12 protein-coding genes are annotated in these 12,950 nt (G+C 52.4%); 8 read left to right on the forward strand and 4 right to left on the reverse strand.

Features of this window, described 5'->3' with window-relative positions; all coding sequences use genetic code 11:
• Window positions 1–208 precede the first annotated feature (208 nt).
• The 6 genes from OB13_RS05705 to secDF all read left to right on the forward strand — a co-directional run bounded on the left by OB13_RS05705 (window position 209) and on the right by secDF (window position 6,311).
• Window positions 209–718 (forward strand): phosphoribosyltransferase family protein, encoded by a 510-nt coding sequence (locus tag OB13_RS05705; RefSeq protein WP_461489188.1) that lies wholly within the window; start codon window positions 209–211, stop codon window positions 716–718.
• 8 nt (window positions 719–726) lie between these two features.
• Window positions 727–1,305 (forward strand): non-canonical purine NTP diphosphatase, encoded by a 579-nt coding sequence (locus OB13_RS05710; RefSeq protein ID WP_461489198.1) that lies wholly within the window; start codon window positions 727–729, stop codon window positions 1,303–1,305.
• An 86-nt stretch (window positions 1,306–1,391) separates the two neighbouring features.
• On the forward strand, window positions 1,392–2,012 hold the full coding sequence (udk, locus tag OB13_RS05715; protein WP_461489189.1) for a uridine kinase: 621 nt from the start codon (window positions 1,392–1,394) through the stop codon (window positions 2,010–2,012).
• Window positions 2,009–2,701, forward strand: a complete 693-nt coding sequence (locus OB13_RS05720) for a potassium channel family protein (protein ID WP_461489190.1) — start codon at window positions 2,009–2,011, stop codon at window positions 2,699–2,701. Before udk ends, OB13_RS05720 begins: the two co-directional genes overlap by 4 nt.
• 44 nt (window positions 2,702–2,745) lie before the next feature.
• Window positions 2,746–3,120, forward strand: a complete 375-nt coding sequence (locus OB13_RS05725) for an RNA methyltransferase (protein ID WP_461489191.1) — start codon at window positions 2,746–2,748, stop codon at window positions 3,118–3,120.
• A 173-nt stretch (window positions 3,121–3,293) separates the two neighbouring features.
• Window positions 3,294–6,311 (forward strand): protein translocase subunit SecDF, encoded by a 3,018-nt coding sequence (gene secDF / locus OB13_RS05730; protein WP_461489192.1) that lies wholly within the window; start codon window positions 3,294–3,296, stop codon window positions 6,309–6,311.
• A gap of 113 nt (window positions 6,312–6,424) precedes the next feature.
• On the opposite strand, the gene OB13_RS05735 is transcribed toward secDF, so the two are convergent.
• The gene (locus OB13_RS05735; RefSeq protein WP_461489193.1) at window positions 6,425–7,039 is read right to left on the reverse strand and encodes a NifU family protein; all 615 of its coding nucleotides are present in this window, start codon (window positions 7,037–7,039) and stop codon (window positions 6,425–6,427) included.
• A gap of 223 nt (window positions 7,040–7,262) precedes the next feature.
• On the opposite strand from OB13_RS05735, the gene OB13_RS05740 reads away from it, so the two are divergent.
• Window positions 7,263–8,654 (forward strand): sodium:proton antiporter, encoded by a 1,392-nt coding sequence (locus OB13_RS05740; RefSeq protein WP_461489194.1) that lies wholly within the window; start codon window positions 7,263–7,265, stop codon window positions 8,652–8,654.
• A gap of 160 nt (window positions 8,655–8,814) precedes the next feature.
• Here the strand turns inward: OB13_RS05740 and aroC are convergent, their stop codons facing one another.
• Together aroC and OB13_RS05750 are read right to left on the reverse strand one after the other, a co-directional pair.
• Window positions 8,815–9,894 carry a chorismate synthase gene (aroC, locus tag OB13_RS05745; RefSeq protein WP_461489195.1) on the reverse strand — a complete coding sequence of 360 codons (1,080 nt, stop codon included), beginning with the start codon at window positions 9,892–9,894 and terminating at the stop codon, window positions 8,815–8,817.
• On the reverse strand, window positions 9,894–11,339 hold the full coding sequence (locus OB13_RS05750; RefSeq protein ID WP_461489196.1) for a BatD family protein: 1,446 nt from the start codon (window positions 11,337–11,339) through the stop codon (window positions 9,894–9,896). The genes aroC and OB13_RS05750 overlap by 1 nt, the downstream gene beginning before the upstream one ends.
• 332 nt (window positions 11,340–11,671) lie before the next feature.
• Here OB13_RS05750 and OB13_RS05755 point away from each other — a divergent pair, with 332 nt between their 5' ends.
• Window positions 11,672–11,863 carry a hypothetical protein gene (locus OB13_RS05755; RefSeq protein WP_461489197.1) on the forward strand — a complete coding sequence of 64 codons (192 nt, stop codon included), beginning with the start codon at window positions 11,672–11,674 and terminating at the stop codon, window positions 11,861–11,863.
• Here the strand turns inward: OB13_RS05755 and queG are convergent.
• Entirely contained in the window at window positions 11,854–12,744 is an 891-nt protein-coding gene (gene queG / locus OB13_RS05760; protein WP_461489199.1) for a tRNA epoxyqueuosine(34) reductase QueG, read from the reverse strand. The genes OB13_RS05755 and queG overlap by 10 nt on opposite strands.
• Window positions 12,745–12,950: the final 206 nt, after the last annotated feature.

Genomic DNA, 12,950 nt, shown 5'->3' on the forward strand with positions numbered 1-12,950 from the left:
CTGGGTGAATGCCTTTTTTCATTATTATAAACGTTAATTAACCTTAATTTCTGAATCGGATTGCAAATTTAGCAAGTATTTTTGAATTTAAAATGCTACTAACCAAATTATTTTACTCCTTTACCAGATACTGCGCTCACTAGCAATTATTAGTTAAATTTGCCTCCGTCACATTCCATACCTGAACGCATACCCTATACCGAGCGACATGACACATCCACAGCACAACCTCATACTCAACCAAGAGCAGATACAGCAAAAGGTCATCCGGATGGCCTACGAGGTATACGAGCAGAATTTTGAGGCGCAGCAGCTGGTACTGGCCGGCATTCACCGCAACGGCTATACCCTGGCCGGCTTGCTGGCCCGGGAACTGGAAAAGATTTCTCCCCTCCAGGTCACGCTGCTCCAGGTATCACTGGACAAAACCGCGCCGCTGCAGGTGCCTGTTTCCATTACCCCCGAGACCACAGCGCTCGAAAATGCCGTGGTGATCATCGTGGATGATGTACTCAATACCGGCAAAACACTGGCCTATACCCTTAACGCGCTCCTGCAGCACAATCCCAAGAAAATAGAGATCGCCACGCTGGTCAACCGCCACCATACCCTGTTTCCGGTCACCTCCACCTATACCGGCTACTCGCTGGCCACCACCCTGCGCGAGCACATCGATGTGGTGCTGGAAGAGAATGAAGTAGCCGCTTACATCCATTAAGAATGAGCATGAGAGAACTTTGCTTTGCCACCAATAATAAAAACAAAGTAGCCGAGGTCAGCCGCATGCTCGAAGGCCAGTATAAACTCCTGAGCCTGGAAGACATCGGCTGCCATGAGGAGCTGGCTGAGGACCAGCACACCCTGGAAGGCAACTCCCGCCAGAAGGCACAGTACGTCTGGGAGAAGTATCAGGTCAATTGCTTTGCCGACGATACCGGCCTTGAAGTCGATACCCTGTGCGGTGGCCCGGGCGTGTACTCGGCCCGCTACGCCGGCCCGCAACGCAGCGACAGCGACAACATCCGCCATCTGCTCCGGAACATGCAAGGCGACGAAAACCGCAGAGCCCGCTTCCGGACCTCCATCACGCTCTACCTGGACGGGCAGGAACACCAGTTCGAAGGCATCGTGAACGGCCGCATCACCACCGAATGGCAGGGCGACAAAGGCTTTGGCTACGATCCGGTATTTGTACCCGAAGGCTATGACCGGACCTTTGCCCAGATGAGCCCGGAGGAGAAAAATGCGATCAGCCACCGCGGGGAGGCCATCCGGAAACTCGTGGAATTTTTAAAGACGCACTAACGTTTTCGGGGTAAAATTATTTGACGCAGGCTGTAGCCACATACGCCGTAAAAGACTAATTTTGTAGCCTGAAACCATAGCTTCCTATGCAAAAGCCATTTATCGTCGGAATAACAGGAGGTAGTGCTTCAGGAAAAACTACTTTTTTGAACAAACTACTCACCTCGTTTGCCCCGGAAGACATTTGCCTGATCTCTCAGGATAACTATTACAAAGACCGGGAGCACCAGTCCCGCGACCAAAACGGCGTTGTCAACTTTGACCTCCCTTCCTGTATCGACGATGAGGCCTATGCGCAGGATGTCCTCCGACTGAGCAAGGGTGAGACCGTCTACCGCACCGAGTATACCTTCAACAATCCGAATGTAGTACCCAAGCAACTGGCGTTCAAACCTGCCCCGATCGTAGTAGTAGAGGGCATTTTCGTTTTCTACTTTGAAGAGATCGCCAAACTGCTGGACCTGAAGGTATACATCGACGCCAAGGAGTACATTAAATTGCAGCGCCGCATCGTACGCGACAAGGTAGAGCGTGGCTACGACCTGGACGATGTGCTCTACCGCTATACCCATCACGTAGCGCCCACTTACGAGAAATACATCAAGCCTTACAAAAACGACGCAGACATCATCATCCCCAACAACAACAACTTTGAACGCGGGCTGGAAGTGCTGACCACCTTTTTAAACTCCAAAATAAAGTCATGAGGAATAAGTTCGCAGTCATTGGCCTGGGTCGATTCGGCAACTCCATCGCCCGAACACTGGCTGAACGCGGCGCAGAGGTGCTCGCCATCGACAACAACGAGGACCATGTGGAGGACATAAAAGACGACGTGGCCTACGCCGTAGCCCTCGATGCAACCGATATCCGGGCTCTTGAGGCACAGAACGTGCAGGACATGGACGCGGCCATCGTGTCCATCGGCGAAGACTTCGAGGCCCTGCTCATCACGACGGCCAACCTGCAGGAGCTCAACATCAAGCGGATCATTACACGTGCCGCCAACAAGCAGCAGCGCCGCATTCTGGAGAAGATGGGGGTGCAGGAAATTCTGTCGCCGGAGGGGGAAGTTGGTAAAACAGTGGCCGAGCGCCTGCTGCAACCAAGTATCCGCACCTTCCTGCCCCTGCCCGACAACTACGAGATCGTGGAGATCAACACGCCCCGTGGCATTGCCAACAAGAGCCTGGCCAAGATATCGCTCCGCGAGAAGTATAACCTCAACATGATCACCATCAAGCGCTTCTTTGAGGAGATACAGGACGGCAAGCCGACCCAAGTAGAGCACATCATCGGGGTACCGAAGGCGGATACGATCATCTACCCTTCTGATATTCTGATCCTTATCGGAAAGAAACACGACATCAAGCGTTTTATTGATATAAACCGCTAACAGGTTTTATTTTTCGGAGAAAGCCGTTACATTTGCTTTCTATTATGCCACGCGCCAACCACATACACGACCATTTCCGGCATCTTCTGATGACCGTAACCCTGCTTTGGGCACTCATGCTCCATGGCCAGGAAGTGGTGGCGTATACCTATACGGCGACGGGCACACCTGTAAAGAGCGCTTCCCAGCTGGCCACAGCGCCGCAGGAATCGAAGACCGTTATCAAGCAGAAAGTATCGCTTGAAGGCACCACCTCCTTTGTAGTGCTCAACCTGGAGCAGGACGCACTGGAGCCTGCGCCGATCCCGGCCTTTGCTTTTCCCAGCGATGAAGCCCTGACGGCCTATGCGGCCAGAGCACCGGGAGCCGGCTTTGTGGCCCGCTTCTTCCCTGTTTCTATTCAACCCAACGCCCCCTAGGCGCTCCATTCTCCTATCCGTTCTTTCACGGATTTTTTGCGTTGTGCGTGTTCCATCATGCCTGCCGCGGAACAACTTCCTAGCTTTTTGTAGTTATCCTGATACAAGGGCACTACCGGCTATACTTATTTCAGAATCAACTTTATCAACTATACATTCTTATTAACCAACCCATGCGGAATAAAAATTTCATCATTATTATGACCGTGATAGTATCGGCGCTCTGCCTGTACTACCTGTCGTTTTCGTACGTTGCCGGCACTGTGCAGAAAGATGCCGAGGCCTATGGCACAGATGCACAGGGCAACGTAGACCTCGCCAAAAAGCAAAGTTACCTGGACTCTGTCTGGAAAGAGCCGGTTTACAACTTCCTGGGTGCTGAGTATACCTATCAGGAGGTAAAAGAGAATGAACTGGGCCTGGGCCTTGACTTACGCGGCGGTATGCACGTGGTGCTGGAGGTATCTCCGGTTGAAATCATTAAATCCCTGTCTGGCAACAGCAAAGACCCTAACTTCCTGAAGGCACTTGCCCGTGCACAGGAGCTTCAGAAAAACAGCCAGGAGAAGTTCACCACCCTGTTTGCGGAAGCTTACCGTGAAGTGGATCCAAACGGACGCCTGAGCCGCATCTTCTCCAACACGGCCAACCGTGGCAAGATCAGCTACGAGTCCAGCAATGCCGATGTAATCAAAGTGATCGACCAGGAAGTAGAGGACGCCATTGAGCGCTCTTTCAACATCCTGCGCACACGTATCGACAAGTTTGGCGTGAACCAGCCAAACATCCAGCGCCTGAAAGGCAGCGGCCGTATCCAGATTGAGCTTCCAGGTATAGACAACCCGGACCGTGTGCGCAAGTTGCTGCAAGGTATGGCGAACCTGGAATTCTGGGAAGTATGGACCCCGGAGGAGTTCTCTCCTTATTTCGGTCAGCTGGACGCCCACCTCTCCCAGCAGGAGAAAGCAGGTAACCTGAACCTGGGCACCACTGCTTCGAAGAAAGCCCCAGCAGATACCGCTTCGCAAACTACTGTACAGGATGCCGCTTCCGACGATGTACTGGCACAGGCTGCCGCTACTCCGGACTCCGGTGCTGTTGCTTCTGCCGACAAGCCGAAGGCTGACTCTGCCGCAGGACTTGACTCCCTGGCCATGAACCAGAGCAGCGTGCTGTCCCGCCTGTTCACGCAGATGCCTGGTGGTATCGGTGCCAGCACACGTGACACGGCCCGCATCAACGATATCTTCGCAAGACCGGATGTTCGTGCCATCTTCCCTCCAAACATGAAGTTCCTGTGGGGCGTGAAGCCGCTGGTAGGTGAAAACCGCCAGGAGTTCGTGGAGTTCTATGCTATCAAGAAAGGCCGTGACGGCAAAGCGCCGATGACCGGTGAGGCCGTGAACGACGCCCGCCAGGATTTCGACCAGAACGGTCGCCCTGAAATCAACATGACCATGACGCCAGCCGGCGCCAAGCGTTGGGCAAAACTAACAGGCGACAACGTTGGCCGTCAGGTAGCCATCGTACTCGACAACTATGTGTATTCTGCCCCGGTGGTGCAGGGTGAGATTACAGGCGGTAACTCTTCCATCTCAGGCAATTTCGAGATTGAAGAAGCAAAAGACCTTGCCAACATCCTGAAAGCCGGTAAGATGCCAGCTCCTACCCGTATCGTGGAAGAAGCCATCGTAGGTCCTTCACTGGGACAGGAAGCCATCAGCCAGGGCCTGCTGTCAACGCTGGCCGGCCTGCTGGTGGTGGTGATCTTCATGATCGCCTACTACAGAACAGGCGGTTTCATCGCTAACCTGGCCCTCGTTTTCAACGTTTTCTTCATCCTGGGCATTCTGGCTCAGTTCAACGCGGCCCTTACGCTTCCTGGTATCGCCGGTATCGTGCTTACCTTGGGTATGGCCGTGGATGCAAACGTACTGATCTTCGAACGTATGCGCGAAGAGGCTGCCAAAGGCCTGAGCCTGCGCGATGTAATCAACAAGGGGTATGAAAAAGCCTTTACAACGATCCTCGATGCGAACGCTACCACGTTCCTGGCCGGTTTCATCCTCTACTACTTCGGATCAGGCCCGGTGAAAGGGTTTGCTATCACGATGATGCTTGGTATCGTAACATCGTTCTTCACGTCTGTTTACATTTCCAGATTGTTGATCGAGCGAAACTTTAACAGAGCAGGCAAGCTTTCCTTCTCAAGCTCTTTCACGGACAAGATGTTTGCGAACGTGAAATTTGATGTGATGAAGTGGAAGAAGGCTTCCTATGCCTTCTCATTGTCTATTATCGCTTTCGGTCTGATCGCGATGGCTATCAAAGGCCCGAACCTGGGCATTGACTTCAAAGGAGGCCGTTCGTACATCGTGCAGTTTGACGACGCCGTTCCGGCCTCTGACGTACGTGGCGCTTTGCTCGACAATTTTGAGGAGGAAGGTACGGAAGTGAAAACCTTCGGAGCCTCTAACCGCCTGAAAGTGATCACCAGCTACCTGGCCGATGACGAGAGCACGACAGCAGATGATCAGGTTAAAACGGCTCTCCTGCAGGGCCTGGACGAGTACAAAAACCTCAATCCTGAAATCCTGAGCTCTTCGAAGGTAGGTGCCACCATGGCAGACGATATCCAGAAGACGGCCCTGATCTCCCTGGTGCTGGCACTGGCGGGTATCTTCATCTATGTGATGTTCCGTTTCAGCAACTGGCAGTTCAGTTTGGGAGGCGTGGTAGCCTTGCTTCATGACGCGCTCATGATCATTGCCATCTTTGCTATACTCGACTTGTTTGGCATCTCGTATGAGATGGACCAGATCTTCATTGCAGCTGTACTGACCATTGTAGGTTTCTCCATCAACGATACCGTGGTAATCTTTGACCGTGTGCGGGAGTACATGAACGATAACCCACGCCTGCATGTGCGCGAAATCATCAACCCGGCACTGATCAACACTTTCAGCCGTACCATTATCACTTCGTTTACGGTGTTTATGGTGGTGCTGGTGCTGTTCATCTTCGGTGGCGAGATCCTGCGTGGTTTCTCACTTGCCATGATGATCGGTATCCTGTTTGGTGTATACTCGTCGCTGTTCATCGCTGCACCGATCGTGGTAGATACCATGAAGAAGAAGCCGGAGCCTACTCCTGCTCCAGCCAAGCCTGTTGCCCAGACGCACAAAGCCTAAATAGAAACTCCCGGAGCTGGCTAACCGGCTCCGGGAGTTCTCTTACTACATAACAACAAAAAAGCCAGCCCTTAACAGGCTGGCTTTTTTTATATCGCTTTTTCAGGTATACCTTAAACGGTTACCCCATCGGCTACTACCTCTGTTACTTCCGGTACCATACGCTTGAGCAGGTTTTCGATACCAGCTTTCAAGGTAACGGTAGCAGAAGGGCAACCGCTGCACGAACCCTGCAGGTGTACGGTCACGACGCCGTCTTTGTAAGACTTGAAACTGATGTTGCCGCCATCCTGCTCTACTGCCGGACGCACATAGTTTTCAAGCAGATCGATCACTTTCTTGGAAATAGCCGCGTCCCCTTCCGATGCTTCGCCATGTGCCTCGCCGCCAGTAGCCGGCTTGCTCACCTCAAAGCCCTGGTTGAAGATAGGGCCGCCTGCCTCTACATACGACTTCAGGAACGTACGCAATTCAGGGATCAGTTTCACCCATTCAATACCGGCACTCTTGGTCACAGTCACAAAGTTGCTGGCAATGAACACGCGTGATACATAATCAAAATTAAAAAGCTCCTGTGCCAATGGAGATTCCACCGCACTTTCGAGGTTTGCATAGTCAACGCTCTGGCCATCAGGCAGCAGAGAGATGTTCATTACAAACTTCATGGACTCGGGGTTCGGGTTAGCTTCAGCATAAACTGAAACCGTTTTTTCTTTATTTTCTAACATGGATATTGCTGTTTAAGTTAAAACTTAAGCTTTTGCCTTAAAGTTTCCAAAATTAGTTAATAATAATGACAGTTGCACGGCATCGGCTGCTGCTGCTCCGTGTACCTGCATCCATACCCCATTCTGGGGCTGCTCGTTCTAGCAATTTTAGCCAGAAATAGTATCTTTGCGCTGCTCGCAAAAACCGACACCTATACCTTACATACTGTACTAAACTACGCTCATGCTCAACAATTTTATTCTGCTAGCCCAGGCCCAGCAAGCCTTACCCATGTTCCTGATCATACCCTTCCTCCTCCTGATAGGTATGATCGCTGCCGGCCCCATCTTCTTCGGGCATTTCTGGGAGCATAACTATAAAACCGTTGCCGTAGTGTTGGGTCTGACCGTTCTGGCCTACTACCTGTTTGTGCTGGGTGATGTCCATATGCCGGTGCACACCCTGGCGGAATACTTCACGTTTGCTGTGCTGCTCAGTTCCCTTTACATAGCCGCAGGCGGCATATACCTCAACGTCAACGCCAATGCCACACCGGCCATGAACGTGGCGTTGGTGGCAGTAGGCGCTATACTGGCTAACTTCATTGGTACCACAGGCGCCTCGCTCCTGCTGATCCGCCCGTTCATCCGGCTGAACATACACCGTATCAAGCCCTACCAGATTGTTTTCTTTATCTTCATTGTAAGTAACGCGGGTGGCCTGCTGACGCCGCTCGGTGACCCGCCCCTGTTCATCGGTTTTATCAAGGGCGTGCCGTTCTTCTGGACGCTGCAGCACCTGATTTCCCCCTGGTTCCTGTCCATTGCCCTGCTTTGCCTGATGTTCTTCCTGGTGGACCGGCGCAACAAGATAACGGGCTATACGCCCCGTCCCGAAGTAGTAGCCAAAATCAACGAGAAGACAGAGTTTCACTTTTCCGGCAGGCGCAACCTGTTCTGGCTGGCCATCATCATCGGCGCCGTGTTCCTGGACCCGAATGTGATCGAAGGCCTGCCGCACATCTACTATGACGGCACCAAGATTTCGTTCCTGCGGGAGATCATCCAGTTGTCGGCAGCCTTCATGTGCTACCGCTACTCCAGCAAGACGGCCCTGGCCGGCAACCAGTTCTCCTTCCACCCGATCCTGGAAGTGGTGTTCCTGTTCTTTGGTATCTTCTTCACCATGATGCCGGCGCTGCAGATATCTGCCCAGATCGCCTCAGCCCCTGCCTATGCGCAATACATCACGCCGAATTTCCTGTACTGGACCACAGGCTCTCTTTCGGCGTTCCTGGACAATGCCCCAACGTATGCCAACTTCCTCTCTCTGGCGATGGCCAAATTTGACATGTCGCAGGGCAATGTGGAACATGTGCGACAGTTTGCGTTGGGCACTTCTGCTTTTGGAAGGGAGACTCTTATCCAGTTAGAGGCTGTCTCTCTGGCCTCCGTGCTTTTCGGTGCCTTCACCTACATTGGCAACGGGCCGAACTTCATGGTGAAGGCCATCGCCGAAAGCGCAGGCATCAAAATGCCTTCCTTCTTTGGGTATGTGATACGCTATTCCATCCCGTTCCTGCTACCGGTGCTGATACTGGTCTGGTTCTTTGTCGTGCACCTGCGACTGTTTTAGGCAAGCTATACCTGAACCCTATACCTTAAAAAACAGAAGAGCCGCTCCGGATACACGGGAGCGGCTCTTCTGTTTAGGGGCCTGTTAGTTTGAGGCTATACCTGTGCGCTATACTTGTGCTGCCTGTCAGGTATAGCGCACAGGTATAGCCGCACGAATGCTAGAGCTTGTTTGCCTTCTGGCGAAGCAGGAAGTCGGCCAGTACGAGGGCAGCCATGGCATCCACAATCGGGACGGCGCGGGGCAGCACGCAGGGGTCGTGGCGGCCCTTGCCCTGCAGCGTGATCTCCTCGCCGGCGTCGTTGATGGTCTGCTGCGGCTGCAGAATGGTAGCCACCGGCTTGAAAGCGACATTGAAGTAAATGTCCTGTCCGTTGGAAATGCCTCCCTGTATACCTCCCGAGTGATTGGTACGGGTCCGGATGTTGCCCTGCGCATCGGTATAGAACTCATCGTTGTGCTCAGAGCCGCGCATTTTTACGCCTTCAAACCCGCTGCCATACTCAAAGCCCTTCACGGCATTGATGCTCAGCATGGCTTTGCCCAACTCGGCATGCAGCTTGTCAAACACCGGTTCGCCCAGGCCAACCGGTACGCCTTGTATTACACAGCTTACCACACCACCAATGGTATCCAGGGTATTGCGGGCATCTTCGATCAGCCCGATCATACGGGCGGCCATCGGACCATCCGGGCAGCGTACCTTGTTGGAGTCGATCTGCGATAGGTCCAGCTTGGAGTAATGCTTGCGCAACTTGATGCTGCCCACCTGCGATACATAAGCCTGCACCGTGATGCCATGGTGCTGCAATAGTTTGGCTGCCAGTGCGCCTGCTGCTACGCGTGCCACGGTTTCGCGGGCCGAGCTGCGACCGCCGCCCCGGTGATCCCGGATACCATACTTGGCAGTATAGGTATAGTCGGCGTGCGAGGGACGGAAAGCCTGGGCTATATGCGAGTAGTCGTGGCTCGCCTGGTCCTTGTTGCTCACCATCATGGCGATGGGAGTGCCGGTGGTTTTGTCTTCAAAAATACCGGACACGATGGTTACTTTGTCCTCTTCCTTGCGGGGAGTGGTGATATCGGATTGTCCGGGACGGCGCCTGTCGAGGGCGGTCTGAATTTCTTCTGCTGTGATCTCCAGCCCGGCCGGGCAGCCGTCTACTATTACCCCCACGGCAGCACCGTGTGACTCGCCGAATGTCGTTATCCGGAAAAGCTTTCCGTATGAATTGCTCATTAGTTCTTCCTATACTTTAAAAATACAAATCCTGAAACAGCCAGCAGCACCAGCAGGATGATATTGGTGTAGCGTTTTATAGCATCTGCCTGGTGCAGGCTGACCAGTGTATGGTCTTCATTTTCGATGATCTTGTAAAAAGGGCCGAGGTCTGTTGCCAACACCAAGGCGTCGGTATCGGTCTGGCCCGTCACCTGCACGGTCATGGAGGAGCGCAGGGTGTCGTAGGTGGCTGTGACCGGGTTGAAATAGATCCACTGGAAAGTATCGCCGAGGTTGTAGCTGCCTGGCACTCTGCCCAGGGCCGTGTAGGAAAAGCTCTTGGCTCCTTCCAGTATACCGGCCCGCTTGGTGATGTCCTGGCGCAGGTCGGGTGGGTAAAAGTTCAGGCCCACGGTAGCAGTCGGCTCCGGCGGCATGATCGCTGACAGGTTGCCTTCTCCTTCTACCTGGAAGAGGTAGGAGAAACTCCTGTTAACCGGCACACTCTTGTGCGAGAGATTTTCGCGCAGCGTATACTGCCCCACCGGCACTACATCGCGTAGCGGGTGCGGCGGCAGTTCTTTCACCGGGATGTTGTGCTCTCTGGCAAAGAATGTTTTATACCCTTCCTGCCGGTCTTCGGTCAGCGTGGGGTCAACGGCTACTTTGTACTTGATCATTTTCAGGGACATGGCCGGGAAATGCATGGGCTCTGTGTTGAGGGGGTATAGCATGGCCTCGTACAGCCTGAAGCGCAGGTAGGGCTTGTCCTGGATCATAACATGTTCCGGCGTCACTTCTGCAAATTCAAATACCTCTTCCCAGGCACTGGGCTGCTTGAGCTGGCGCAGAATAGCCGTTATCTGGTTATCGAAATCATAGAAGTCGAGCAGGCGCTGGTCTTCTTCTGCCAGGTAGAAGTAGAGCACAATGTTCAGCCCTTCGCCTACGTATACCTCCTTCTTGTTGGTGTACAGCGTCAGGAAGGCGTTGTCCTTCTGGTCTACATACTCCTGGGGGCGTTCCTGCACTTTCTCCGCTTCTTCGGGTATGATCAGGTTAGGCAGGCTGGGCCCCTGCGGACTGACAGCCGTCATCGGCACTACCTTGATCTTCATACCGGCTGATTGCAGCGTTTTGCCGTTCACCTTCATCGTAAAAGGCTTCAGCTCAAAATCTCCTTCGCTGAGCGCCGCATAGTTTTGGGTAATGGTGAGCACAGAGGTGGTTTTGCCTCCTGCTATGACGGTTTGGGTGGAAGAGAATTTCGTACTTTTTTTAAAACCTTCGATATCCGGAAAAGGAGAATAATCCTTTAGTGCCTGGTCTTGCAACCTGATGGAGACGGTATAGTACATGTTGATCGGCACCGAGCTTTTACCTAACTCAATCCGGGCCTGCTGCGCCAGGGCTGGCACGGCAAAGACGCTGAAGAGCAATAGGAATAAAAAGATCAGGCGCATAAAAATGTACAAACGGCAGGCAGCCTGCCGGCTATCAGATGGTATAATAGCAAATTTACAAATTCTAAACTCCCAAAGGCAATTATCTTGTATACCGAAGCGCGAATATTGTTTTAGCCCAATTTACCGGTCCGGATAGCAAGTTTTGGTTTTGGCAAGATGGGTAATAACTGCCGCCAAGAGGCGTTTTCCTTGAAATGAACGCTGAGATCGCCAAGACTTTTACACTCACATTCAAGGGGTTGACTTATTATTTTACAAATTAGTCATGGTTGGTTTACTTTTTTGGTGTACCTTCGTACATCATAGCAAAACTCATTACTCTTACCAAAATGTTGGAATACGTTAAGACCATTCTGTTGAAGGTAAGCTTCGACAAGAGGCTGTTTGAAAAGGAACTCAAAAAAGCATTCAATGTGCTGGCTCCTGAAGAAATCAAACAACTGAAGATGTGGTGCTATGAAAAATTCTCCGAAATGTACCTGTTCGTTCTTAACAGCGTATTTTCCCGGACTCAGGGCTGATCGTTGTCGGCCTGCTGCACGAAGTTGATATTACGCAACAAGCCTTTGTAACCGGTACGCTTGACGGCTGACTTCTTAAACAGCTGTGAGAAGACCTCCTGTGTGATCTCCTGCCAGTCAGTCGTTTTCATTTCCTTTAGCTGCGGATGCGCTGCAAAGGCGGGCTCCTGGTGGGGCTTGCTGAAGCGGTTCCAGGGGCAAACATCCTGGCAGATGTCGCAGCCGAATACCCAGTTCCCGAACTTTCCGTTCATTTCCTGCGGCAGCTGGTCCTTGAGCTCGATGGTGTAGTAGGAGATGCATTTGCTGCCATCCACTACATAAGGCGCCACGATCGCATCGGTGGGGCAGGCATCGATGCAACGGGTGCAGGAGCCGCAGTAGTCTTTGATAGGTCCGTCATAGACCAGTTCGAGGTCAATGATGAGTTCGGCGATGAAGTAAAAGCTGCCCACCTGCGGGGTGATCAGGTTGGAGTTTTTGCCTACCCAGCCCAGCCCGCTTTTTTTGGCCCAAGCCTTGTCCAGCACCGGCGCTGAATCTACGAAGCAGCGGCCGCCCACCTCTCCTATTGCTTCATTGATGTAGGCGAGCAGGTCCTTCAGCTTGTCCTTGATCACAAAGTGATAGTCGGTGCCGTAGGCGTACTTCGATACCTTGTAGGTTTCTTCGTCGGGTTGCTGTGTTTCCTTCTCCGGGTAATAGTTGAGCAGCAGCGACACCACCGATTTGGCCCCATCGACGAGCAGGCGCGGGTCGAGGCGCTTGTCGAAGTGGTTTTCCATGTAGTGCATCTGCCCGTGCATGTTCTGATTCAGCCAACGCTCCAGCCGGGGCGCCTCTTCTTCCAGAAAATCTGCCTTAGACACGCCGCAGTACATGAAGCCCAGCTCCTGCGCTTTCTGCTTGATCAGGTATGTATAATGTTCTTTGTTCAAAATGAATGTCGCTCACAGGTATAGCTATACCTTGAAGAGAACAAATTTAGGGAGAAAAAATTGCATCCGCTTAAAATGTGTTCCCAAAGCACTTCATTATAAAAAGTACAATCTTATTCATATATTTACATATATTTTACAAATTAAAT

Source organism: Pontibacter sp. HJ8 (assembly GCF_054824225.1).